Genomic DNA, 22,183 nt, shown 5'->3' on the forward strand with positions numbered 1-22,183 from the left:
GGGTAACCGCTGTCACATGACGGAACAGCAGGTGATGACCCGTCACCGGGGCATCAGCAACCACAGGAACATCGGTAGCCACAGAGCTTCGAGTAGCCACAAAGCCCTCTACGGTCGGTGGATCGACGAGTTGTGGGCAGGGCACCGCATCGCCGAGGAGCTCGTGGCCCCGGACTTCGTCGGGCACTGGCCCACTCGAGATGTCCACGGTCCCGCCGAACTGCAGAAAATCATCGACACCACCCGGGGTGCCCTGCGGGAACTGATGTTCGTCGTAGAGGTCGGTCCGTTCGTCGACGACGACATGGTGGCCGCCCGGTGGATCGCCACCGGCTCGGGCCCCAACGGTCCCACCCGGTTGACCGGAAACGACATTCTGCGGGTCGCCAACGGAAAGGTCGTCGAGTACTGGGCCGGCATCTCGCCCGGCTAGTTGGCCGCGGCGTCCCGCAGCAACCGCCGCAACACCTCGAGGGGATCCCCGTCAGCGGGATCGAGTCGGCGTCCATCCGGCGCCTGGGTGGGTTCGGGTGCAGTGATCACCGGGGCCGCCGGCGCGGGGACGTCCGCAGGTGGCGGCGGCGGGGTGACCCCGGGCGGGACCCGGGTGCCCAGGGCGTCGATCTTGGCGGTCACACGCGCCTGGGCATCCTGTCGCACCGCGCGCCGCTCCGGGTCAGGGTCGTTGTTGCCGTCGAAGCACCCGGCAGGCGCGTCGGCGATCACCGCGAGGGCGCTCTCGTAGCGGTCCCGTGCGGTCTCCAGCCGGGCTTCCCACGCGTCGATGTCGCCCTGACGTTCCCGCACCAACTCGAGGTTGACGCGCACCGGGCATGAGCGCGCCGGGTCCGTGCCGGCCAGCACCGCCGAGAACTCCGCCTCGGCGACGTCGAGACTCACTGCCTGTTGCTCCTCGCGTGCGCGGCCTTCCAGCACCGCGAGTCCGCCTGCGGCGAACGCAGTCGTGGCGGGCTCGACAACGTCGGCGATCCGCAACACCGCCACATCGCTGCGCAGCGACCCGATCTCACCCGAGGCGAAGTGTTCCTGCGCCGCACCACCCACGACGACCACCGAGATCAGTTTCGCCGACAGCGCCAGCGCGATCACGGTCACGGGCGCCGACGCGACCAGCAGTCGTCGTCGCAACCGCAGCCGGGCGGGTCCCGACGCGCGCGTCACGACAGCACCTGTCGATGGGTCGACCTGGCGCGGCGCAGTTCTCGTGCGGTCAAGTAGATCTCGGCGAGCAACAACAGCGACGCCAGCATCGTGAACACCCAATACAACTCGGTCCGCTCGGGTGTGGCCTGCGGTCCCGCGCTGACCGGAGTGGTCGATGTCCCGCCCTGCGGCACGGGTTGCCCGGGCTCTCGCTGGATATAGGGCACCCCGAGTTGCTCGGCGACCCCGCGTAGCGCCGGCTCGTCGAGACCGGGCCCGCCGCCGTAACCGAACACCGCACCGCCGTCCACATCGCCGGTGTCGAACTCCCCCTGGGGGGCGCTGGACTGTGCGGCCCCGGAACCGAAGTAGTACACCAGGTTCTCCGCCCGGGGGTACTGCTGTCCGGCCGCGATCAGCTGGTAGCGCAGCACATTGGCGGCGGCGCCGGCGTTGACCTGGTCGCCGGCGGCGGTGGCGTCGGCGTAGGGGTTCAGGGCGTCCACCACCGGCTCCAGGCTCCAGGTGTCGCTCGACAGCGGCCAGTCGATCGCGGGCCGAGACGCGAACGCGATGACGGCGAACCGGGAGCCGGGGTGGGCATCGATCAGCGCCGCCATGTCCTGGCGGATACCCGCCATCCGGGTACCGCCGTCGTAGTCGGTGATCGCGGAGTCAGCGGAGCGGTCCACGACGAAGTACACATTCGCTCCTCGGGCCACCGGCGTCACCTCTTCGGAGGCCGTGCCGGTTCCCGGCCGCGCGGCGGCAACCAGCACCAGCAGTACGGCCAGTGTCGTTCCGCACCAACGCAGTATCGCGTTCCTGCCGGTGTGTGACCCGGCGGACAGTGCCAGGGACACCAACCTCAGCGCGAGCAGGGCCACCGCGATGGCGACCAGCGCGGGCAGGGGCAGCACCGGGTCGAACGTCATCGCCGCACCGCCATCAGGGACACGCCCAGCAGTGCCGCAAGCGCCAGTGCGGCGACGAGCACGACCACCGGGGTGTCCTCCCGCCCGCCGGCCCGGTCACCGTCCTGCCCCGCCGCAGCGGCGCGGATCGAGTCGAGGTCGCCGTCGAGGCTCGCGGCGTCGAACCGGTAGAACTGCCCGCCGGTCACCTCGGTGAGGGTGGCCAGCGCTCGGGTGTCGCGCCCGGGGGTGGTGACGGCGTTGACCTGTACGCCCGCCTGTTGCGCCATCTCGGTCACCTGGGCGTCGGTGAACAGCGACGGCGCGGCGTCCCCGGGGGAGCGCAGCGCACCGGGGCCGAGGTAGATCAGCGACCGACGGGTGTCGCCTTCGGTCTCGAACCCGGGAAAACCGGTCAAACACAACGCCAGCACGTCGGCGACCGTCGGCGAGTAGTCGTCATAACCCAGCGGCGCGGCGAACGACTCGGTTCTGGCCCGCAGGCCGATGGCTTCCGCCGGACTCAACGTCGCGGAGTCGGCCTGCTCCTGTATCCGGGCCGCTTGGGCGTAGTCACCGAAGCGGCCGGCGGCGAACTGGTAGTCCCGCGTCAACGGCACCACCCGGCGGTTCGGCGACGTCAGCCCGATCCGCTCGGTGCCGTATGTGGTTGCCTGGCGGGCGAAGTAGTTGAGAAACTGGCCGGTCGCAGGGTCGGTGATGGGCTGGCCCACACACAGCATGATGTCCTCACGCGGCGCGGAATCATCGTTTTCCCAGAGTGTTCCGACAGGCCGGGCGCTCGCGAGCACCGTCGTCCCGAACAGCAGCGTCAGCAGGGCCAACGCCACCGCGGTGGCCCTGGTCCGGCGGCGGATCACGGCCCGGTACTCGGGCAGCTGGGTCAGACGGTCGGTGTTGGCCAGCGGGCGACGGCCACGGACCCGTTCGGTGGGCAGCAGCATCGCCAGCGCACCCGTCAGCACCAGCGCGCCGATTCCGGCGAGCACCACCGCCCACCACATCAACTCCACGAGCGGATCAACTCTTCTGTCTGCTCGCCCAACCGGCCCACGTCGACGGTCGTCGACAGGTCGAACTGGGCGTCACCCAACGCCGAGAGCACCGGCGCGGCGGGCGCGAGTTCGCTTGCGGCGACGGCCCGCAGCTGCATGTACTGGGCCCGAAGGCCGGTGGCCTGGTGCAGGAAGCTGCGCAGGGTGCGGCTCAGTGCCGCACCGGCCTGCGCCGCGGAGAGCTCGCCGTCGCGGTGGCTACGGGTGATCGACTGGACCGTGCGGGTGAAGCGGTACCGCAACACCCGCGCGTGGGCCACCCTGACGACCGGTATCCGGCGAAGTCGTTCGGCGGGCATGGTGGCGACGAAAACGCCTGCATACCAGCCGATGACGACGATGAGCAGCGCCAGCCCGAGCCACAGCCACCCGGAGGCGTAGGAGGGGGGTCCGCTGACGAACTCCAACAGGTCATCCGGCACGTGACCACACCCCGGTCATCTCGACGATCTTCCGGCGGATCTGGTCGCTACCGGAGATCGTGGCGTGCGGAATCGCTCGTGAGGTCATCAGTTCCGCGAGTTCGCGGGTGCGCCGCTGCTCGGCGCGTTGGTAGGCGGCGACGACGCGCGGTTCGGCCGTCACAGATCCGAGCACCACCCGCCCGGTGGCGACGTCGTACGCGCCGTCATCACCGGCGGCGGTGGCCGGCATGTCGGGGATCATCGCCCACATCACATCGTGTTGCGCGGTCAGCCGACCGAGCACCTCCTCGAGGCGCTCGTCGACGTCCGGTTCGTCGGACACCACGACGATCAGCATCGAGTGACGGTAATGTGTTGCCACATAGGTCAACTGGCAGACGATGTCGCTCGACCCGGGTGACGTGTGGCCGGCCGCGTGCAGGTGGTAGCCGGTGAGCAGGCTCTCGATGTGGTTCTCGCCGCGGCGCTGGCGGACGTTCACGCTTCCCCGCGCGTCCCCGTACACCATGCCGACCTCGTCGGTGCGGCCGAGAGTTATCAGCCCGATCGCGCCCAGGATGTTCAGTGCCACATCCCGCTTGAGTTCACCACCCGGTGCGAGCGCGGACATGTTGCGCCCGGTGTCGGCGACCAGCAGGGCCTTGTGGTGCTTCTCGGAGACGAACCGCTTGATCAGCACACTGCCCGAGCGCGCCGAGGCCTTCCAGTCGATATCGCGCACGTCGTCACCCGGCACGTAGGGCCGTAGTTCGTCGAATTCCAGGCTGCGGGTGTGCAACAGCGCGTAGCGGCCACCCTCGAGCATGCCGCGGGTGTCGCTGCCGAAGTGGGACCTGGCCCGGTGTAGGTGCTTACCCACTGCCCGCCCCGATCAGGGCACCCGCACCGACTGCAGTGCGGCGTCGATCACCACGTTGGCGGTGACGCCCGCGCTGGCCGCCTCGAACCCGAGGATCAGCCGGTGCTGCAGTACCCGGTGCGCCAGGTCGGCGATGTCGCCGGGGATCACGTGGTTGCGTCCGGACAGCACCGCCAGGGCGCGGGCCGAAGTGCACAACGCGATGGTGGCCCGTGGGCTGGCGCCGTATTCGACCAGCCTGGCGATCTGCCGAGGCAGGTGGTTGCCCGGGTCGCGGGTCACGCCGACGAGGCGGCTGGCGTACAGCATCAGGTCCCTACTCATGTGCACCTGCCGGGCGGCCCGCTGCAGGTGGCGGATGTCCTCGAGGCCGACCACCGGTGGGGTGCGGTGGTCACGGTCGTAGAGCCCGGCGTCGCGGCGGCTGAGGACCTCCACCTCCTGCTCGGGCGAGGGGTAGCGGACGATCTCCTTGAGCAGGAACCGGTCGGTCTGGGCCTCGGAGAGCGCGTAGGTGCCCTCCTGGTCGACCGGGTTCTGCGTCGCGATCACCAGGAACGGCTCCGGGATGGGGTACACGGTGCCGGCGATGGTCGTCTGACGTTCCTCCATCGCCTCCAGCATCGCGCTCTGCGTCTTGGCGCTCGAGCGGTTGATCTCGTCGAGCAGCACGACGTTGGCGTGCACGGGTCCGAGCTGGGTGACGAACGACGTGGTGGCCGAGTCGTAGACCTGGGTGCCGATGATGTCGCTGGGCAGCAGGTCAGGGGTGCACTGGATGCGCCGGAACACCCCGTCGATGGACTCGGCGATGACGCGCGCGGCCGTGGTCTTGGCCAGCCCCGGCACGCTCTCCAACAGGATGTGGCCGCCGGTGAGCAACCCGATCAGCAACGACTCCCGCAGGTGTTCCTGGCCGACGACCTTCGCCGAGAACGCCTCGGAGAGCGCCCGGACGATGCGTTGTGCCTCGTCAGGGTTGTGGTCGGTCGGTATCCGGGCTGCGGTCATCCTGCGCTATGTACCACGCGATTCGGGCGTGCAAACCGCCGCTGGGCGACGACGATCACGCCCAAATCGCGCGGCGGGTCAGCCGAATGCCAGCGCGCCGGCGACTGCCAGCGCCCACACCAGCATCGTCATCCCGGTGTCGCGCAGCACCGGGATCAGGTCCTTGCCGCCCAGCCCGCCCCGGACCGGCTTGGCCGCACGTACCGCCAGCGGCAGTGCCACCAGCCCGACCGCAGCCCACGGCGTCGCCAGCATCAGCACCAGCGGCACCGCGAACGCCACCACCAGCAATCCGTAGAACAGCAGCCGGGTCCTGGCGTCGCCGAGTCGGACCGCCAGGGTGATCTTCCCGGCCTGGGTGTCGGTGGGGATGTCCCGCAGATTGTTGGCCACCAGCACGGCCGAGGACAGGCAGCCCATCGCCACGGCGAGAACACCGCCCACCCAGTCGATGCGCAGCGCCTGCGTGAACTGGGTGCCGAGCACCGCGACCAAGCCGAAGAACACGAACACCGCGATCTCGCCGAAGCCCAGATAGCCGTAGGGCTTGGAGCCGCCGGTGTAGAGCCACGCCCCGGCGATGCAGACCGCACCGACCGCGATCAGCCACGGTGCGCTCCACCAGGCCAGCACCAGGCCGGCGACCGCGGCGACGAGCAGGCTCGCGATCGCGGCCGTCAGCACCGACCGGGGCGCCGCGAGCTTGGAGCCGACCAACCGCAGCGGCCCGGCCCGCACATCGTCGGTGCCGCGGATGCCGTCGGAGTAGTCGTTGGCGTAGTTCACCCCGATTATCAGGGCGATCGCCACCACCAGCGCCAGCAGGGCCTTCCACCACGATGCGGCGTCCAGCCACGCTGCGGCGCCGGTCCCGGCGATCACCGGTGCGACGGCGTTGGGCAACGTCCGGGGACGCGCTCCCTCGATCCACTGGGCGAAACTGGCCACGGGCGCCAGTCTTGCAGGTGCCCGATCTGCTCCCCGCGTGCGCAGGGTGCCAACCGTGGCACACTGAGCGCATGGACGACCGACTGAGCAAGAACGAGATCCGGAAGGACGCCGTACAGGAGATCGTCGGTGCCGGTGCGTCGACCGTCGGTGAGGTCACCTCGATCATCACGACCGCGGTCAAGGACGTCGCGAACGCCATCGGCGGGCTGGCCACCGATGTGTTCGAGATCCGTGACGGCGCCCGGCGCGCCGCACAGCGCAACGCCGACGAGACCGACGCCGAGTAGTTCGCCGGTCAGCCCTCGGGTCGCTGACCGCGGGTGGCACCGGCGCCCCACACCGCCGCGCGATCCGTGGTGCGCACATAGTTGTCCGCGTTGTCAGGTACCGCCGGGTCGCCGGAGACCAGCACCGACCCCCAGTCGACGTCGGGATGTCCCACCAGCCTGCTCGGCACCTCGTTGAGCTGACCGAACCTCGCGAGTCCGGCGAACGTCCCGCCCAGGTCGGGGTCGCGGTCCTCGGTGAACCACGGCCGCGGCGACTCGATGACGGTGCGCGGTGTGGTCGCCACGCCCCCCGACACCGTGGCGATGTCGCGCACGCAGGGGAACAGGAACGACTGCGGCCAGCTGATCAGCACGGGCCCGTGGCCGGCCAGAAAATCGGTCAGCGGGACCACCGTCCGCAACCGGGGGCCGGTGAACGCCAACCAGCCGTTCTGGTCGGTGCGGTCGTCGACGGCGTGGATGCGGACTCGGTCGGCCCCGGCGGTAACCTCGGCCGAATCGACGCCCACCGAGCGCCACAACGGATGCGCGGGAGCCTCATCGGATGCGGGCCGGTCGACCGGCCCGGCGGCACCCAGGACGGTGACGGACGGTCCGTCGGCCCGGCCGAACTCCAGCACCAGCGAGTTGCCGTCCGCCAAACGTCCCGAGACCGACAGCGCCACACCGGAATCCGGTGCCAGCTGAGGTAGCACAAACCATCCGGTGACGATCTCGCCGGTGGCCTGCGCGCCGGGGGTCCGGCTGCCCCACAGGTACTCCGAGGCGCCGATTCCGGGCGGATCCGGAGGAGGCGCCCCCGGGTAGAAGCCCGTCGACTCGGCGAAGCCGGAAACCCGCCCGCCCGGTTCCGCCGCCCTGAGCACCTCGCCGTCGGGCAGCACCTCGACGTCGTCTGCCAGCCCGCACACCTGCCCGCCGGCGATCCGGTCGAGGTTCGCCATCGCCAGCGACCCGGAGGATCGGCGCAACGGCGCCGCGACGAAGGAGCCGACGAGCACGGCCAGCGCCGTGCCGAAGGTGACCAGGGTGAGCACCGCAGGCCCGAGCGCCGGCCACTGCGCCGACGGCCTGCGCCGCAGCACAGCCAGCGCCGTCAACGTGCCCGCGGCGAGCACCCCGACCCACAACAGCGGGTCGTCCAGCGGTACGCCGAGCGGTCGGACCGGGCCCGACGACCACGGGACGTCGTACACCGCGGGCAACCACCACGCGTTCGGGCCGGCGAAGACCACCGCGGCGGCCACCGCCAGCAGCACAGATCCGGCCACACCGACGGCGGCGACGACGCGGTCCGCGTCGCGCGCCCGGCGCACGACCAGCATCACCGCCACGGTCAGGAACGCCGCGAACACCCCGGCGGTCGCCCCGAAGTGGTACGACCACTTCGACGGTCCCAGTGCCAGCAGCAGCAGCGCGGCCACCACGACGGCGGCGAGCCGCGCCGGCGACGCACCGAGCACGTCGGATCCGCGACGGCGTGCGGCCAGCACACCGACGACCGGCAGCAGCGCGACCGTGAACAGCACCGGCAGCCGCTTGGCGAAGCTGCCCTGCTGGTCGGCCTGCAGCAGGTACCCGTACCGGGTCGGCTCCTCGTACCAGGGCAGTGACGGGCCGAAGAAGCTGTGCCAATCGGTGGCGGTGACGAGCGCGTCCCACGTCTGGTCGGCGAAGATCACCGTGAGTCCGACGGCGCCCACACAACACAGCAACGCCACGGTCGCCGACAGTTCCGCGCGTGAGGGAGCTCCCGCCCGAGCCGCCGCCACCAGCCGGGGGGCGAACACCAGGATCGGTGCGGCCACCAGCACGGCGGTCGGGCTGATCGGGACGGTGAGCGCGGCTACGAGCACCAGCCAGGCCAATCCGGCCGGGTCCCGCGCCCGCCATGCCAGCGCCAGCGCCGCGGTGACGCCGAGCGCGACGTAGGACTCCGGTCGGGTCCCGAGGTTGAACGGCAGCCAGGCGACCAGCAGGCACACCGCGGCGAGCACCCGCACTCGGGCGTTCGCCGCGGTCACCGGCAGCGCCGCGCCGAGCACGCCGCGGCTGAGCACGAACCACGTGGCCACCCCCAGCAGCGTGCTGGGCAACCTCAGCCACAGCGGGGCGAGGCTGATCTCGGTCAGCGGTGCCAGCAACTGCTGGCTGAGCGCAAAGGGCACCTCGGCGGCGTTCCACCACCGGTAGTAGTTGCCGGGGTCGCCGGTCGCGGCGAAGTTGCGGGCGATCATCGTCGCCCAGCCGTCGTCGACCGCGAGCGGACCGATGACGGCCCACCCGAAGAACGTCGCGATCACCGCGCCGTCGATCCACCACAGCCGGTTCCCCCGCAGAGGGGCACGCCGCCGGACGGGCGGGCCGCGACCCCGACGCAGCAGCACTAGCGCGGTCACCACGCAGAGCAGCTGCACCCCGACCACCACGGTCTTGAGCAGCGTCGGCGTCGTCGCGAACGGTCCGGTGAGCACCGCGGACACCGACAGCCCCGCGGCCTGCGCCGGATCGAGGTCGGTGCGGAACCCGAAAACCCGGGGCACCGGCTCGCCGGCGAGATGGTTGGTGCGCCCATCGGCCTGCAGGACCGCCAACCCGCCGGGGACCGATTCGACGGTGACCCGACAGTCCGCCGGGGCAGCCGGCACGACCAGGGGGCGGCTGCGGTCACCGAGCCGGAGCGCCGCGCGGCCCGCCGAACCGGTCACCACTAGGCCGTCACCGTCGGAGCCGGTGGCCAGCACGGTGACCGGCGCAGTCTGCGCGGTCGCGGCGCGCAGCGCCGAACACGGGATCGTCGCGGTGAGCTCGCCCGGCCGGTAGGGCACCACCAGCGCGCTGGTGGAGGTCACAGGCTCGTCGGCGACCGGCCAGGTGATGGTCGTGCGCTCGGCGACGACCGGAGCGAAGGGCAGGAACAGCGCTGCCGCCACACCGATCAGGCCGATGAGAAGGGCGAGCCAGGTCCGCTGTGTGGAGGTGTGTGGCCGCATAGAGTTCCCCGTCAGCCTGCCGACTGTTCGGCGACGCGGCACGGCCATCCGGGACGTCGTCACCGCAACGTCATGCTTGGTGCGACGGTTCGATGATCCACAATGGTCGGATGTTGGGTGTCATCGGTGGCAGTGGTTTCTACTCCTTCTTCGGTGCTGATGCCCGGGCGATCAGCCTGGACACCCCGTACGGGTCACCGAGTGCGCCGATCACCGTCGGCACCATCGGGGACCACGAGGTGGCGTTCCTGCCCAGGCACGGTGCCAACCACGAGTTCTCCCCGCACACCGTGCCCTACCGCGCCAACATGTGGGCATTGCGGGCGCTCGGGGTGCGACGCATCTTCGGCCCCTGCGCTGTCGGCAGCCTGGACCCGCAGCTCGGTCCGGGGGCAATGGTGGTGCCCGATCAACTGGTCGACCGGACCTCGGGCCGGTCCGACACGTACTTCGACTCCGGCGGTATCCACGTCGACTTCGCCGACCCGTACTGCCCGTCGCTGCGGGCCGCGGTGACCGGGTTGCCCAGCGTCGTCGACGGCGGCACGATGGTGGTGATCCAGGGTCCGCGGTTCTCGACGCGCGCGGAGAGCCAATGGTTCGCAGGCCAGGGTTTCCGGCTGGTCAACATGACCGGCTACCCCGAGACCGTGCTGGCCCGTGAGCTCGAGATGTGTTATGCGGCAATTGCTCTGGTCACCGACCTGGATGCGGGCATCGAGAGCGGCCAAGGGGTGCGGGCGGTGGACGTGTTCGCCGAGTTCCAGCGGAACCTGGTGCCGTTCAAGCAGCTGGTGCACGAGGCCATAGAAAGCACCGCCCAAGTCAATGAATGCACGCACTGCCTGCCGCACGAGGGTGTCACGCTGCCGATCGAGCTTCCGTGAGGGTGCTGCTGACCGGTGCCGCCGGGTTCATCGGCGCGCGCATCGCGGCGCTGCTGGCCGACGCCGGCCATGAGGTCGTCGCCGCGGATGTGATGCTGCCCGCGGCGCACGGCGAGGGCGCGGAGCTGCCCGCAGGTGTGCACCACGTCGACGTCCGGGACGCAGCGGCCGTCGCCGAGCTGCTCGGCGGGGTGGATGTGGTGTGCCATCAGGCGGCGGTGGTGGGCGCCGGCGTCAACGCCGCCGACAGCCCCTCCTACGCGTCGCACAACGACTACGGCACCGCGGTGCTGCTGGCGCAGATGTTCGCCGCGGGCTGCCGCCGGCTGGTGCTCGCCTCGTCGATGGTGGTCTACGGCCAGGGCGGCTACGTCTGCCCGCAACACGGCGCCGTCGACCCGGCCCCACGCACTCGGACCGACCTGGACGGCGGTGTGTTCGACCACCGCTGCCCGGTCTGCGGCGCACCGGTGAGCTGGGAGCTCGTCGGGGAGCAGGCGCCGCTTCGGCCGCGCAGCCTCTACGCGGCCAGCAAGGTCGCCCAGGAGCATTACGCGCTGGCCTGGAGCGAGTCGACGGGCGGCTCGGTGGTCGCGCTGCGCTATCACAACGTCTACGGACCGGGCATGCCCCGCGACACCCCTTATTCGGGCGTCGCCGCGATCTTCCGCTCCGCACTCGAAGCAGGGGATCCGCCAAGGGTTTTCGAGGACGGCGGGCAGATGCGCGACTTCGTCCACGTCGACGACATCGCCGCCGCGAACGTCGCCGCGATCGAGGCCGGATCCGACGGTTTCGACACGTTCAACGTCTGCTCGGGCAAGCCGGTGTCGATCCTGGACGTCGCCACGGCGCTGTGTGACGCGCGCGGCGACGTGACGCCGGTGGTGACCGGCCAGTACCGCAGCGGCGACGTCCGCCACATCGTCGCCGACCCGGCGAAAGCCGAACGGGTGCTGGGTTTTCGGGCCGCCATCGATCCGGCCGACGGGTTGCGCGCGTTCGCGAGTGCGCCGCTTCGCGCGTAGCAGCAGATGCGGGGTCGCCGAGCGGTTCTCATCGCCGTTATCGTCACGTTGGTGACGTCGGGACTGCTCGGACTGCTGTGGTCGCAGCAGCGTCGGTTGATCTACTTCCCGTCGACCGCTGCGGTGCCGCCGGCGTCGACGGTGCTGCCGGGGGCCCGCGACGTGGTCATCCCCACCACCGACGGGCTGGAACTGGGCGCCTGGTATCTGCCCGGCGGCCCGGGTCCGGCGATGCTGGTGCTCAGCGGCAACGGTGGTGACCGCACGATGCGGGCCCCGCTGGCCGCCGCCCTGCACGGCATGGGGCTGTCCGTGCTGTTGCCGGACTACCGCGGTTACGGCGGAAACCCCGGACGGCCCACCGAGGACGGACTGGCCGACGACGCACGCGCCGCCTACGACTGGCTGGCCCGCCAGCCTGGAGTCGATCCCGGTCGGATGGCCGTCTTCGGCGAATCGCTGGGCGCCGCGGTGGCGGTCGGCCTGGCCGTCGAGCAACCCCCTGCGGCGTTGGTGCTGCGCTCACCGTTCACGTCGCTGGCCGACGTCGCCGGTGTGCACTACCCGTGGCTTCCGGCGCGGCGGTTGCTGCTGGATCGCTACCCGTCCATCGACCGCATCGGCGCGCTGCACGTGCCACTGCTTGTGATCGCGGGGGACAGCGACGACATCGTGCCCGCAGCGCAGTCGCGTCGCCTCTATGAGGCCGCCTCCGAACCCAAGCAGTTCGTGTCCGTCGAAGGCGCCGGTCACAACGACCCTGCACTGCTCGACGGGCAGCGGTTGCTGACCGCGGTCGAGCAGTTCCTGCAGCGCACCCCGGTGCTGGGGGTTCCGCAGGGCTGAACATACTGGCTGACGTGACTTCGGAGATCTGCGAACAGTTCGGCATCGACTTCCCGCTCTTCGCGTTCAGCCACTGCCGCGACGTCGTCGCCGCCGTGACGAACGCCGGCGGCTTCGGCGTGCTCGGGGCCACCGCCTACAGCCCCGAGCAGCTGGACCAGGAGTTGGCCTGGATCGACGACGCCGTCGGCGGCAAACCGTACGGCGTGGACCTGATCGTGCCGGCGAAGTTCGAGGGCAAGGGCGAGAAGCTCTCCGGTGCCGAGTTGGGCGAGCGCATCCCGCAGAGCTACCGCGACCTCGTCGACGAGCTGCTGGTCGCCCACGACATCGAACCGGAGCCCAACCGGCGGCTCGGCGGTGCGATCCTGTCCGGCAACACCGGCCGCGAGCTGCTTGATGTCGCGCTGACGCACCCGGTCAAGTTGATCGCCAACGCGCTGGGTGTCCCGCCGGACTACATGATCGAGGCGGGCAAGGAGCGCGGTATTCCGGTCGCGGCGCTGGTCGGCGCCAAGGAGCACGCCGTCAAGCAGGTCGCCGCGGGGGTGGACCTGATCGTCGCGCAGGGCACCGAGGCCGGTGGGCACTGCGGAGAGGTCAGCACGCTGGTGGTGGTCCCCGAGGTGATCGAAGCTGTGGCGGCCGTCGGTAGTGCCGTCCCGGTGCTGGCCGCGGGCGGGATCGTCACCGGACGCCAGATGGCCGGCATGGTCGCCATGGGCGCGGCCGGCGCGTGGACCGGTTCGGTGTGGCTGACCACCGAGGAGGCCGAGACGGCACCGCACACGGTGGCCAAGATGCTGGCCGCCACATCCCGCGACACCGTGCGCTCGGCGGGCCGCACCGGCAAGCCGTCACGTCAGCTGGTGTCGGAGTGGACGGATGCGTGGACGCCGCACGCCGGCGGACATCAGCCGTTGCCGTTGCCGCTGCAGTCGATGCTGTGCGAGCCGGTGATCCGCCGCATCGACGTGCTGGCTTCTCAGGGCCACGAAGGTGCCCAGGCCCTGGCGACCTACTTCGTCGGACAGGGCGTCGGGCTGATGAACAAGGTGAAGCCGGCGCGCGAGGTGGTGCGGGAGTTCATCGAGGACTACCTGGCCGCCGCCGAGCGCCTCAACAACTCACTACCCGGCTGACGTCGTCCCCGCGAAATATCATTCCCGGCTGTGGAAACCGCGGTTGCAACGACCCGGAATGATATTTCGCGAGCAGGGTCAGTCGCCGGCCAGCGGCAGGCGCACCTCGAAGCGGGCGCCGGTCGGCAGGTTGTGCGCCGACAGCGTGCCGCGATGCGCCTGCACCAGCCCCGCGGCGATCGCCAACCCGAGGCCCGACCCGCTCGGCAGCGACGAATCAGTGCGCGGCACCCGGCTGTTGGATCCGCGATACGCGACGTCGAACACCCTCGGCAGGTCCGCCTCGTCGATGCCGACGCCGGTGTCGTCGACGCGGGCCCACGCGCTGTTCTCGTCGGAGCCCAGCGCCAGCTCGACGCTGCCGCCCTCAGGGGTGTGCGCGATCGCGTTGGCCACCAGGTTCGACAACACCCGGACCAGTGCGCGGTCACTGCCCACCACGCGCACCGGCTGTGCGGGCAGGTCGGCCTTGAGCTGCACCCCCGCGCGTTCGGCCGCGATCCGGTGCGCGGCGAGCACGTCGTCGACCACCTCGTCGAGCGCGACCTTCTCGAACGACGGGGTCAGCGCGCCGGCGTTGATCTTCGACATCTCGAACAGGTCGTCGACCATCTCGGACAGCCGCACCGACTCGTGCTCGATGTGCTTGGCGTGCACCTTCACCTCGTCGTCGGGGACCACGCCGTCGGCGATCGCCTCCGAGACGGCACGGATGCCCGCGAGCGGGGTGCGCAGGTCGTGGCTGACGAACGCCACCAGCCGCCGCCGCGACTGCTCGGCGGCCCGCTCGGAGTCCCGGATCTCGGCTTCCCAGACGGTGCGCCGGGCCTGGTAGCGGCCCAGCATCACGGCGGCCGGGATCGTCACGATCGAGACGATGACCAGCACCACGGCGGTCTGCTCGAACGTCGCCGTGACCATGAACCCGCTGGCACCCAGCACGCCGGTGAACGTCGCCAGCACCGGGATCAGCACCAGCGCCACCATGCTGACCGCCAACGACCAGGTGCGCGCCAGGCGGATGATCACCGCGCCCAGCAGCACGACCGGAACCGAGCAGGCGAGTGCCCATCCGACGATCTCCAGGAAGTCAGTCGTCGGCATCCGACCGCCCCGAGGTCACGCGGTCGGAGGTCCACATGTAGCCGCGCCCCCACACGGTCTGTACTCGATGCATGTCGCCGAGCTTGGAACGCAGTCGCTTGACGTGCACGGTCACCGTCGACAGGTCTCCGAAGTCCCAGTGCCACACCTGTCGGAGGAGATCCTCCCTGGTGAACACGGTGTCGGAATGGGTGAGGAAGAACAGCAGCAGGTCGAATTCCCGGTTGGTGAGGTTGACCGGCTTGTCGTTGATCGTGACGCTGCGGGATGCGGTCGACACCGTGAGGTCGCCTGCGGTGATGTCGAGCGGCACCACGCCGCCGGGGGAGGGCGCACGGCGCAACACCGATCGGACCCGCAGCGCCAGCTCGCGCGGGCTGAACGGCTTGGTCAGGTAGTCGTCGGCGCCCGCCTCCAGACCCGCGATGCGGTCCTCCTCCTCGCCGAGGGCGGTCAGAAGGATGACCGGCACCGTGTAGTCGCCGCCGCGGCGCAGGCTGCGGCACAGTGACAGCCCGTCCGGGCCGGGCATCATCACATCGAGGACGGCCACGTCGATGCGCTGAGAACCGAGCAGTCGCAGGGCCTCCGTGCCGTCGTTGGCGATCGACACGTCGAGTCCGTCGCGCTCCAGGTAACGGCGCACCACATCGCGGACGACGTCGTCGTCGTCGGCGATCAGAACCCGGGTCATCACACCGAGGTTAGCCCCACACCTTCACTACCAGCGCCTACGTCACTGAATTGTCAGCCTTGCACCTCGCATCACCAGGGGAGATCACATAACGTGGGTGGATATGCCCGACAGTCGCGTCACGGTGGTGCTCCCGTGTCTCGACGAGGCGGCGTCGCTTCCGGGGGTGCTTGCGAGTCTTCCCGCTGGGTATAGGGCTCTGGTGGTGGACAACAACAGCACAGACGGCACCGCGGAGGTGGCACGCCGGCACGGGGCCGACGTCGTCGCCGAACGCAGGCCGGGATACGGATCTGCGGTGCACGCCGGGCTGGTCGCGGCGACCACGCCGATCGTGGCGGTTCTCGACGCCGACGGATCGCTGGATCCTCAGGAGCTTCCCGGGTTGGTCGACGACGTCGAACGCGGCGCCGACATGGCGATCGGGCGTCGCCGCCCGGTGCCCGGCCTGAAGTGGCCGTGGCACGCCCGCCTGGGCACCGCGGCGGTGAGCTGGCGGCTGCGGACGCGACACGGCCTGCAGGTGCACGACATCGCGCCGATGAGGGTGGCGCGGCGGGAGGCGCTGTTGTCCCTGGGGGTGGCCGACCGGCGCTCCGGCTACCCGCTCGAGTTGCTGGTGCGCGCCGCGCAGGCGGGCTGGACGGTCACCGAACGTGACGTCGCGTACGGGCCGCGCACCGGGGGCACCTCCAAGGTCAGTGGCTCGGTCAAGGGCAGTGCCACTGCGGCGCTGGACTTCTGGCGGGTGATCTCGTGATACCGGTGAGCGTGCTGGTGGTCGCCAAGGCGCCGGTGCCCGGGCTGGCCAAGACCCGCCTGGCGGCCGACCTCGGTGACGACACGGCCGCCGACATCGCCGCAGCAGCGCTGCTCGACACTCTCGATGCGGTCGCCGACGCCCCCGTGGCCGCGAGGGTGGTCGCCCTGACCGGGAACCTCGACGACGCCAAGCGGTCGCACGAGATCCGGTCACGGCTCGCTGATTTCATCGTCGTCACCCAACGCGGTGAGGGCTTCGCCGACCGGCTCGCCAACGCACATCTGGACGCGGCCGCGGCTACCGGCGGGCTGCCCGTGCTGCAGATCGGTATGGACACCCCCCAGGTGAGCCCGGAGCTGATCGGTCGGTGCGCACAGTCACTCGCCGACCACCACACCGTTCTCGGCATGGCACACGACGGCGGCTGGTGGGTGCTGGGCGTCACCGACGCCGCGACTGCCGACTGCCTGCGCGATGTGCCGATGTCGGCGCCGGACACTGGCGCTGTAACGCTGGCGGCCCTGCAGCACACGGTCCAGTATGTGGATCTTCTCTGTGAGCTCGCCGACGTCGACACCCTCGACGACATCGTCGAGGTGCGCCGCGCCTGTCCGCCCGGATCCCGGTTCAGCCGGATCACCGCCGCTCAGAGGGTCTGATGTTCGGACAGCTCTACGACCGGGCGCTCGACGGCGAGCGATGTTGGATTCGCCACGACGACGGCCGGGTCAAGAAACTCCCGGTGCGCAGTTGGTTGGGTGGGCGCCACGCCGACGCCCGGTTCGACCATGCGGTGGTCGGCATGTGTGAGGGGCCGACGATCGATTTGGGTTGCGGCCCTGGACGACTGGTTGCGCACCTGGTGCAGCGCGGTGTCCCGGCATTGGGGGTGGATCTGTCGGCGACCGCGGTGAAGCTGGCCCGCAGCAGCGGTGCTCCGGCGTTGCGGCGGGACATGTTCGAGCCGCTTCCTGCCACGGGCCGCTGGCAGACGGTGCTGTTGGCCGATGGCAATGTGGGGGTCGGCGGCGACCCACGCCGGGTGCTGCGCCGGGCCGCCGAACTGTTGCGCTCCGGGGGCCACTGCGTCGCCGAATTCGACTCGACCACTACGGGTATCGACGTCGGGTGGGTGCGGCTGGAATCGTCGCGCACGATCGGCCCGTGGTTCCCCTGGGCCTCGGTGGGCATCGACTGCGTCCCGTCGTTGGCCGTGGAGGTCGGGTTGGCGGTGGCCGACGTCCACCGCATCGGCAGCAGGGTGGTCGCCACCCTCGCCGCGACGTGACCACGTCACTACGTGGGACGGCGATCACCGCACGCGTCGGGACGGCGCTGGGCATCACGGTTGCGGTGTGCTTCCTCACGGGACTGATGAGCCACTTCATCCAGCACCCGCAGCCCTGGTTCTGGTGGCCCACGCGGCCGGTCGGGCTGTACCGGTTCACCCAGGGGTTGCACGTCGCCACGGGCATCGCCGCCATCCCACTGCTCATCGTCAAGCTGTGGTCGGTGTGGCCGAAGCTGTTCGAGCGTCCGCTTGTCGGTGGTGGGGTACGCCAGATCGAGCGGCTGTCGATCCTGGTGCTGGTCGGGTCGATGCTCTTCCAGCTCAGCACCGGCCTGCTCAACATCGCCCAGTGGTACGCCTTCGAGTTCTTCTTCACCACAGCCCATTACGCGATGTCCTATGTGGCGGTAGGTGCCATCATCGTGCACATCGGCATCAAGCTCCCGGTGATCCGACAGGCGCTCAGCGAGCCGCTATCCGATGTAGCCCAGGGCGGAGCGGTGGGTCCCTCACGGCGTACCGTGCTGCGCGGCACCTGGGTGGCCGTGGGGTTGGCGACGTTGGCCACTGTCGGCCAGACGGTACCGCTGCTGCGCCGTGTGTCGGTGCTCGCGCCGCGCACCGGCGAAGGACCCCAGGGCGTTCCGATCAACCGATCCGCGATCGCCGCCGGGGTGACGCGCGCGGCGAGCTCGCCGGACTACCGGTTGACGGTCACCCACGGCGACCGCAGCCAGAGCTTCACCGTCGCCGACCTGCAGGCGATGCCGCAGACCACACATCGGCTGCCGATCGCCTGCGTGGAGGGGTGGAGCGCCTCCGCGGACTGGACCGGTGTGGTGCTGGCGGACCTGGTCGCCACAGTGGGGGCATCGGCCGACTCGGACGTGCGGATGATCTCGCTGGAACCACCGGGTCCGTACTCCCGCACGGTGCTACCGGCCCGCCATGCCCGTGACGACATGACGCTGATCGCGTTGAAGATCAACGGTGAGACCCTCAACCTCGACCACGGGTATCCCTGCCGTTTGATCGCACCGACGAGACCCGGTGTGTTGCAGACGAAATGGCTGACCCGGATCGAGGTGGTGTGATGTCGGCGCTGCGGGTGATCCTGGTCGTTGCGGGTGTCGCGGTCGGTGCCTACGGCGCGGTGCTGCTGTGGGACTTCTCACCCACCGTGCTGGTGCGGATCGCGGTGTGGGTGGCGGTCGGCGTCGTAGTCCACGACTTCGTTTTCGCACCACTGTGCGCCGCGGTCGGGTTTACGGGTCGAGCCCTGATCCCGGTGCGCTGGCAGGCGCCCGCCGCGGTGGCCGCGCTGTGCAGTGTGGTTCTGGTGGTGCTGGCGATCCCGGTGTACAGCAAGCCGGGCGCACGCCCCGACAATCCGACGGTGCTCGACCGCGACTACGCGCTGGGGCTGTGGATCATGATCGCGGCGGTGTGGATCTGCGTCCCGCTCTACTACGCCGCTGCCCGGCGGCTACCAGTTCGTCAGAACCAGGTGGTTGATCGCCAGCGCGCCGGCGACGTTGACCGCCAGCCACCATCGGTGTGACGGCCGCGGAAGCAACGCGGCGGCGGCTACCAGCCACATCGTGAACGGCAACCAGATGCGTTCCGTCTCGGCCTTGCTCAGCCGGGACAGATCGGCGAACACGATGGCCAGCAGCGCGCTCAGCACCAGCAGGTACAGCCCGGACCGCTGTCTGATCGCGGCAATGTCGAACACCCGACCGATGCCCGCGACGCTGCCCAGCCCGATGGCGCACACCACCGACGCGAAATTGGCCCAGCCCCAGTACTGGAACGGCCGGTCGGCGGCGATGCCCTGCCAATAGCGTTCCTGCACCAGCAGGTACCCGTCGAACCACCAGAATCCGGCGGCGACGAACACCACCACCACCGCCAGCGCAGCGATCAACGCGGGCACGAGCGTGCCGAGGGCGGCGCGCCAAGTGGTCGCGGTGAGCAGCACGGCGACCGCCGGCAGCGCCATCAGCACCAGCCCATAGTTGAGGAAGATGCCCCAGCCCAGCAGCAGCCCGGCGCCGGCGGCGGCCGGCACCGGCAGGCGCACCGTCCTGCTGACCGCCAACGCCAGCAGGGTGATGCCCCACGCGGCGACGCCCGCGAAGTAGCCGTCGGCGGAGACCGCGACCCAGATGGCGGTGGGCGCCACCGCCACGAACGGTGCCGCCAGCCGGGCGGTGTCCTCGTCGGCGATCGCGCGCACCGTCACGACGATCGCGGCCGCCACACTCGAGCCGGCAAGCAGGCACAGCAGACCCGCCCACGCGCCGCCGGTCAACCCGATCCGGTCGAGCCACACGAACGTCAGCAGGGCGCCGGGCGGGTGCCCGGACACATGGGTGATCCACGAATCCGGCTGGTAGTCGAGGATTCTGTCGGCGAACGAACGCACCGCTTCGGGTATGTCGGTGACGGTCGGCACCTGGCGCAGGTATTCGTGGCGTGCGGTGAGCCGGCCGGCGAAGCCGCGCTGCCAGCCGTCGATCATGGCCAGGCTGAACGCCCACCCGCAGGAGACCGCCCAGACCGTCCAGGGCAGCCGGCGCCAGGACAGCCGCTGCGCCAGCGACGGCCCCCACAGCACCGCCGCGGCGGCGATCGCGACCGCAGGGATGGTGCCGGGGCCGACGTGGGCGTTGTACCAGCCGAAGATCGGTGCGGTGCCGGCGAACGTGCGGAATCGTTCCTCGGACGCGTTGATCAGCGGGGTGACGATGCCGAAATCGAGGTGCGGGATCACGAACGCCGCGACGACGAGCGCCACGGCGGCGCTGACCGCGATCACCTCCTTGCGACCGATGGGCACGACCGCCAGCTTATGGCGGTCCGCCGGGCCCGGGCCGCGTGCTGCCCGAACGATTCGGTGACAGCCCGCTCAGTAGAGCATCGAGCGCATGTTCTCCTCGCCGAAGTACTTCTCCAGCTCCTCGAGGCTCATGTCCGCATAGATCGACTTGGCCAGCTGCGCGACGCTGGGCACCGCGTCCGGCTTCCAGTTCTCCGGCTTCCACGCGTCGGAACGCAGGAATGCCTTGGCGCAGTGGAAGAACACCTCTTCGATGTCGATCTGCAACGCCAAGATGGGCCGCTTGCCCCGCACCGCCATCGCGTCGAAGTAATCGGCGTCGGCGAAGATCCGGGCGGTCCCGTTGATCCTCAGCGTGTCGCCGCGTCCGGGGATCACGAACAGCGTGCCGACGTGCGGGCGTTCCAGCACGTTGAGGTAGCCGTCCACGCGTTTGTTGCCGGGGCGCTCCGGGATGGCGATTGTCGTCGGATCGATGACGTGCACGAACCCGGCAGGGTCGCCTTTCGGGGAGACGTCGACGCGGCCGCGGGCGTCCGTCGTCGCCACGAAGCCCAGCGGCGAGTGGGCCAGCCAGTGCTGGTGCACCGCGGACAGCCGGTCGCCGACCTTGTTGGCCACGGCCTCGTTCGGATACCCGACGATCGCGCGGAGTTCGTCGACAGAGGTCACTTCGGTGCTCATCCCCCCATCATGCGCGTGCCCACCGGCGACGGGTGGGCTACGGTTCGTGCGGTTCGTGTGGTTCGTGCGCGCCGAACAGCCGGCCGAGCTCGCGGCGGTCGACCTTGCCGATTCCCCGGCGCGGCAGCGCGTCGACGACGTGCACCTGACGCGGCGCCGCGGTCGGGGGGAGCGATCCGCTGACGTGAGACCGCAGCTGCGCCAACGTGATCGTGCTGCCGGGCTCGACCACCACCGCGGCCGCCACCCGCTGCCCCAGCCGTTCGTCTGGCACGCCGAACACCGCGCACTCGGCCACCGCGGGATGTGTGGCCAGCGCGGCCTCGACCAGCCCGGGCAGCACCGTCAGCCCGCCGGTGCTGATCGCGTCGTCGACCCGGCCCAGCACGGTGAGCACGCCTGCACCGTCGAGGGTGCCGAGGTCGTCGGTGCGGAACCAGCCGCGTTCGGCGAACGGGTCCGGTTCCACGGGGTTGCGGTACCCGGAGGCGACGGTCGGGCCGCCGAGGGAGATCCTGCCGTCGTCGGCCACCTTCACCTCGACCCCGTCCAGCGGCACCCCGTCGTACACGCAACCGCCGGCGGTCTCGCTCATCCCGTAGGTTCGGACTACCGAAACACCTGCAGCCGAGGCCTTTTCGGCCACCGCGGCCGGCATCGGACCGCCGCCGACGAGCACCGCGTCCAGCTCGGCCAGCGCCCGGGTGGCCTGCGGGTCCCGCAGCGCCTTGTCCAGCTGTGCCGCCACCAGTGATGCATAGCGCCGGCCGGAGCCCAGCTCAGCGACGGCAGCGGACAGCTCGGCGGGTTCGAAGGCGGCTGCGATGGCGACCGGATGGGTGCCCGCCACCACGCTACGGACCAGCACCTGGAATCCGGCCACGTGGTACCCGGGTAAGGCCAGCAGCCAGCGGCCGGTGCCACCGAGCCGATTGTGGGTCGCTTCGGCGCTGGCCATCAGAGCGGCGGCGGAGAGCAGGGCGCCCTTCGGGGTGCCGGTGGTGCCCGAGGTGGACAGCACGACGGCCACGTCGTCGTCGATACTCTGCCCCGCCCGCAGCGCCGTCGTCAGCTGCGATGTCTCCTCGGCGCTGCCGGCGGGTACCGGCAGCACGCTGACCCGGCCGCGGAGCATGTCGCCGATCACGGTCAACGCAGTTGATGCCGCGGCGCCGGACCCGATGCCGACCGGACGAAGGATGGCTATGGGCTGACCTCC

General features: G+C 70.4%; 24 protein-coding genes. 11 read left to right on the plus strand and 13 right to left on the minus strand.

Annotation, left to right across the window (positions count from 1 at the left end; all coding sequences use genetic code 11):
* Nucleotides 1-16: 16 nt before the first annotated feature.
* Nucleotides 17-433 carry an ester cyclase gene (locus G6N53_RS08635; protein WP_163888101.1) on the plus strand — a complete coding sequence of 139 codons (417 nt, stop codon included), beginning with the start codon at nt 17-19 and terminating at the stop codon, nt 431-433.
* Here G6N53_RS08635 and G6N53_RS08640 read toward each other — a convergent pair.
* The 7 genes from G6N53_RS08640 to G6N53_RS08670 all read right to left on the minus strand — a co-directional run bounded on the left by G6N53_RS08640 (nt 430) and on the right by G6N53_RS08670 (nt 6,397).
* On the minus strand, nt 430-1,182 hold the full coding sequence (locus G6N53_RS08640) for a hypothetical protein (protein WP_163888102.1): 753 nt from the start codon (nt 1,180-1,182) through the stop codon (nt 430-432). The genes G6N53_RS08635 and G6N53_RS08640 overlap by 4 nt on opposite strands.
* On the minus strand, nt 1,179-2,099 hold the full coding sequence (locus G6N53_RS08645) for a vWA domain-containing protein (RefSeq protein ID WP_163888103.1): 921 nt from the start codon (nt 2,097-2,099) through the stop codon (nt 1,179-1,181). Before G6N53_RS08645 ends, G6N53_RS08640 begins: the two co-directional genes overlap by 4 nt.
* Complete coding sequence (locus G6N53_RS08650) at nt 2,096-3,103, minus strand: hypothetical protein (RefSeq protein WP_237166716.1); 1,008 nt, start codon at nt 3,101-3,103, stop codon at nt 2,096-2,098. Before G6N53_RS08650 ends, G6N53_RS08645 begins: the two co-directional genes overlap by 4 nt.
* Nucleotides 3,103-3,576, minus strand: coding sequence for a hypothetical protein (locus tag G6N53_RS08655; RefSeq protein ID WP_163888105.1), 474 nt, complete (start codon nt 3,574-3,576; stop codon nt 3,103-3,105). Before G6N53_RS08655 ends, G6N53_RS08650 begins: the two co-directional genes overlap by 1 nt.
* On the minus strand, nt 3,566-4,438 hold the full coding sequence (locus G6N53_RS08660; protein ID WP_163888106.1) for a DUF58 domain-containing protein: 873 nt from the start codon (nt 4,436-4,438) through the stop codon (nt 3,566-3,568). The genes G6N53_RS08655 and G6N53_RS08660 overlap by 11 nt, the downstream gene beginning before the upstream one ends.
* Before the next feature lie 12 nt (nt 4,439-4,450).
* Complete coding sequence (locus tag G6N53_RS08665; RefSeq protein ID WP_163888107.1) at nt 4,451-5,449, minus strand: AAA family ATPase; 999 nt, start codon at nt 5,447-5,449, stop codon at nt 4,451-4,453.
* Nucleotides 5,450-5,527: 78 nt separating this feature from the next.
* The gene (locus tag G6N53_RS08670; RefSeq protein WP_163888108.1) at nt 5,528-6,397 is read right to left on the minus strand and encodes a 1,4-dihydroxy-2-naphthoate polyprenyltransferase; all 870 of its coding nucleotides are present in this window, start codon (nt 6,395-6,397) and stop codon (nt 5,528-5,530) included.
* A gap of 71 nt (nt 6,398-6,468) precedes the next feature.
* Here G6N53_RS08670 and G6N53_RS08675 point away from each other — a divergent pair, with 71 nt between their 5' ends.
* A complete protein-coding gene (locus tag G6N53_RS08675) occupies nt 6,469-6,687 on the plus strand; it encodes a hypothetical protein (protein WP_159230201.1) in 219 nt (72 codons plus the stop codon).
* Between the two features lie 8 nt (nt 6,688-6,695).
* Here G6N53_RS08675 and G6N53_RS08680 read toward each other — a convergent pair whose 3' ends face one another.
* Nucleotides 6,696-9,683 carry an arabinosyltransferase domain-containing protein gene (locus tag G6N53_RS08680; protein ID WP_163888109.1) on the minus strand — a complete coding sequence of 996 codons (2,988 nt, stop codon included), beginning with the start codon at nt 9,681-9,683 and terminating at the stop codon, nt 6,696-6,698.
* A 110-nt stretch (nt 9,684-9,793) separates the two neighbouring features.
* Between G6N53_RS08680 and G6N53_RS08685 the strand changes: the two genes are divergently transcribed.
* The 4 genes from G6N53_RS08685 to G6N53_RS08700 are packed head-to-tail and all read left to right on the plus strand — an operon-like array spanning nt 9,794 to nt 13,586.
* Nucleotides 9,794-10,570, plus strand: a complete 777-nt coding sequence (locus G6N53_RS08685) for an S-methyl-5'-thioadenosine phosphorylase (protein WP_163888110.1) — start codon at nt 9,794-9,796, stop codon at nt 10,568-10,570.
* Nucleotides 10,567-11,598: an NAD-dependent epimerase/dehydratase family protein gene (locus G6N53_RS08690; protein WP_163888111.1), complete on the plus strand. Its 1,032-nt coding sequence runs from the start codon at nt 10,567-10,569 to the stop codon at nt 11,596-11,598. The genes G6N53_RS08685 and G6N53_RS08690 overlap by 4 nt, the downstream gene beginning before the upstream one ends.
* A 6-nt stretch (nt 11,599-11,604) precedes the next feature.
* Nucleotides 11,605-12,444, plus strand: a complete 840-nt coding sequence (locus tag G6N53_RS08695) for an alpha/beta hydrolase (RefSeq protein WP_163888112.1) — start codon at nt 11,605-11,607, stop codon at nt 12,442-12,444.
* Nucleotides 12,445-12,458: 14 nt separating this feature from the next.
* Nucleotides 12,459-13,586, plus strand: coding sequence for an NAD(P)H-dependent flavin oxidoreductase (locus G6N53_RS08700; RefSeq protein WP_163888113.1), 1,128 nt, complete (start codon nt 12,459-12,461; stop codon nt 13,584-13,586).
* A 78-nt stretch (nt 13,587-13,664) separates the two neighbouring features.
* Here G6N53_RS08700 and G6N53_RS08705 read toward each other — a convergent pair whose 3' ends face one another.
* A complete protein-coding gene (locus G6N53_RS08705; RefSeq protein WP_163888114.1) occupies nt 13,665-14,690 on the minus strand; it encodes a sensor histidine kinase in 1,026 nt (341 codons plus the stop codon).
* On the minus strand, nt 14,677-15,384 hold the full coding sequence (locus G6N53_RS08710; protein ID WP_163888115.1) for a response regulator transcription factor: 708 nt from the start codon (nt 15,382-15,384) through the stop codon (nt 14,677-14,679). Before G6N53_RS08710 ends, G6N53_RS08705 begins: the two co-directional genes overlap by 14 nt.
* A gap of 103 nt (nt 15,385-15,487) precedes the next feature.
* Here G6N53_RS08710 and G6N53_RS08715 point away from each other — a divergent pair, with 103 nt between their 5' ends.
* The 5 genes from G6N53_RS08715 to G6N53_RS08735 are packed head-to-tail and all read left to right on the plus strand — an operon-like array spanning nt 15,488 to nt 18,999.
* Nucleotides 15,488-16,144, plus strand: a complete 657-nt coding sequence (locus tag G6N53_RS08715) for a glycosyltransferase family 2 protein (protein WP_163888116.1) — start codon at nt 15,488-15,490, stop codon at nt 16,142-16,144.
* Nucleotides 16,141-16,806, plus strand: coding sequence for a TIGR04282 family arsenosugar biosynthesis glycosyltransferase (locus G6N53_RS08720; protein ID WP_163888117.1), 666 nt, complete (start codon nt 16,141-16,143; stop codon nt 16,804-16,806). The genes G6N53_RS08715 and G6N53_RS08720 overlap by 4 nt, the downstream gene beginning before the upstream one ends.
* Nucleotides 16,806-17,435 (plus strand): methyltransferase domain-containing protein, encoded by a 630-nt coding sequence (locus tag G6N53_RS08725; protein ID WP_163888118.1) that lies wholly within the window; start codon nt 16,806-16,808, stop codon nt 17,433-17,435. Before G6N53_RS08720 ends, G6N53_RS08725 begins: the two co-directional genes overlap by 1 nt.
* Complete coding sequence (locus G6N53_RS08730) at nt 17,432-18,532, plus strand: molybdopterin-dependent oxidoreductase (protein WP_163888119.1); 1,101 nt, start codon at nt 17,432-17,434, stop codon at nt 18,530-18,532. The genes G6N53_RS08725 and G6N53_RS08730 overlap by 4 nt, the downstream gene beginning before the upstream one ends.
* Nucleotides 18,505-18,999 carry a hypothetical protein gene (locus G6N53_RS08735; protein WP_237166463.1) on the plus strand — a complete coding sequence of 165 codons (495 nt, stop codon included), beginning with the start codon at nt 18,505-18,507 and terminating at the stop codon, nt 18,997-18,999. The genes G6N53_RS08730 and G6N53_RS08735 overlap by 28 nt, the downstream gene beginning before the upstream one ends.
* Here G6N53_RS08735 and G6N53_RS08740 read toward each other — a convergent pair.
* The 3 genes from G6N53_RS08740 to menE all read right to left on the minus strand — a co-directional run bounded on the left by G6N53_RS08740 (nt 18,925) and on the right by menE (nt 22,111).
* Entirely contained in the window at nt 18,925-20,280 is a 1,356-nt protein-coding gene (locus G6N53_RS08740; RefSeq protein ID WP_163888120.1) for a hypothetical protein, read from the minus strand. The two genes, G6N53_RS08735 and G6N53_RS08740, sit on opposite strands and share 75 nt — an antisense overlap.
* 69 nt (nt 20,281-20,349) lie before the next feature.
* Nucleotides 20,350-20,964, minus strand: a complete 615-nt coding sequence (locus tag G6N53_RS08745) for a pyridoxamine 5'-phosphate oxidase family protein (RefSeq protein WP_163888121.1) — start codon at nt 20,962-20,964, stop codon at nt 20,350-20,352.
* A 37-nt stretch (nt 20,965-21,001) separates the two neighbouring features.
* Nucleotides 21,002-22,111: an o-succinylbenzoate--CoA ligase gene (menE, locus tag G6N53_RS08750; RefSeq protein WP_264063919.1), complete on the minus strand. Its 1,110-nt coding sequence runs from the start codon at nt 22,109-22,111 to the stop codon at nt 21,002-21,004.
* Nucleotides 22,112-22,183: the final 72 nt, after the last annotated feature.

The organism is Mycolicibacterium hippocampi, assembly GCF_010723735.1.
In the GTDB taxonomy this organism is placed as follows: domain Bacteria; phylum Actinomycetota; class Actinomycetes; order Mycobacteriales; family Mycobacteriaceae; genus Mycobacterium; species Mycobacterium hippocampi.

Excerpts from the sequence above, each read along its gene's own strand:
- G6N53_RS08635 (WP_163888101.1), top strand. The coding sequence starts at position 17 with ATGACGGAACAGCAGGTGATGACCCGTCACCGGGGCATCAGCAACCAC.
- G6N53_RS08645 (WP_163888103.1), bottom strand. The coding sequence starts at position 2,099 with ATGACGTTCGACCCGGTGCTGCCCCTGCCCGCGCTGGTCGCCATCGCG.
- G6N53_RS08650 (WP_237166716.1), bottom strand. The coding sequence starts at position 3,103 with ATGTGGTGGGCGGTGGTGCTCGCCGGAATCGGCGCGCTGGTGCTGACG.
- G6N53_RS08665 (WP_163888107.1), bottom strand. The coding sequence starts at position 5,449 with ATGACCGCAGCCCGGATACCGACCGACCACAACCCTGACGAGGCACAA.
- G6N53_RS08675 (WP_159230201.1), top strand. The coding sequence starts at position 6,469 with ATGGACGACCGACTGAGCAAGAACGAGATCCGGAAGGACGCCGTACAG.
- G6N53_RS08680 (WP_163888109.1), bottom strand. The coding sequence starts at position 9,683 with ATGCGGCCACACACCTCCACACAGCGGACCTGGCTCGCCCTTCTCATC.
- G6N53_RS08685 (WP_163888110.1), top strand. The coding sequence starts at position 9,794 with ATGTTGGGTGTCATCGGTGGCAGTGGTTTCTACTCCTTCTTCGGTGCT.
- G6N53_RS08695 (WP_163888112.1), top strand. The coding sequence starts at position 11,605 with ATGCGGGGTCGCCGAGCGGTTCTCATCGCCGTTATCGTCACGTTGGTG.
- G6N53_RS08705 (WP_163888114.1), bottom strand. The coding sequence starts at position 14,690 with ATGCCGACGACTGACTTCCTGGAGATCGTCGGATGGGCACTCGCCTGC.
- G6N53_RS08710 (WP_163888115.1), bottom strand. The coding sequence starts at position 15,384 with ATGACCCGGGTTCTGATCGCCGACGACGACGACGTCGTCCGCGATGTG.
- G6N53_RS08715 (WP_163888116.1), top strand. The coding sequence starts at position 15,488 with ATGCCCGACAGTCGCGTCACGGTGGTGCTCCCGTGTCTCGACGAGGCG.
- G6N53_RS08725 (WP_163888118.1), top strand. The coding sequence starts at position 16,806 with ATGTTCGGACAGCTCTACGACCGGGCGCTCGACGGCGAGCGATGTTGG.
- G6N53_RS08735 (WP_237166463.1), top strand. The coding sequence starts at position 18,505 with ATGGCTGACCCGGATCGAGGTGGTGTGATGTCGGCGCTGCGGGTGATC.
- G6N53_RS08745 (WP_163888121.1), bottom strand. The coding sequence starts at position 20,964 with ATGAGCACCGAAGTGACCTCTGTCGACGAACTCCGCGCGATCGTCGGG.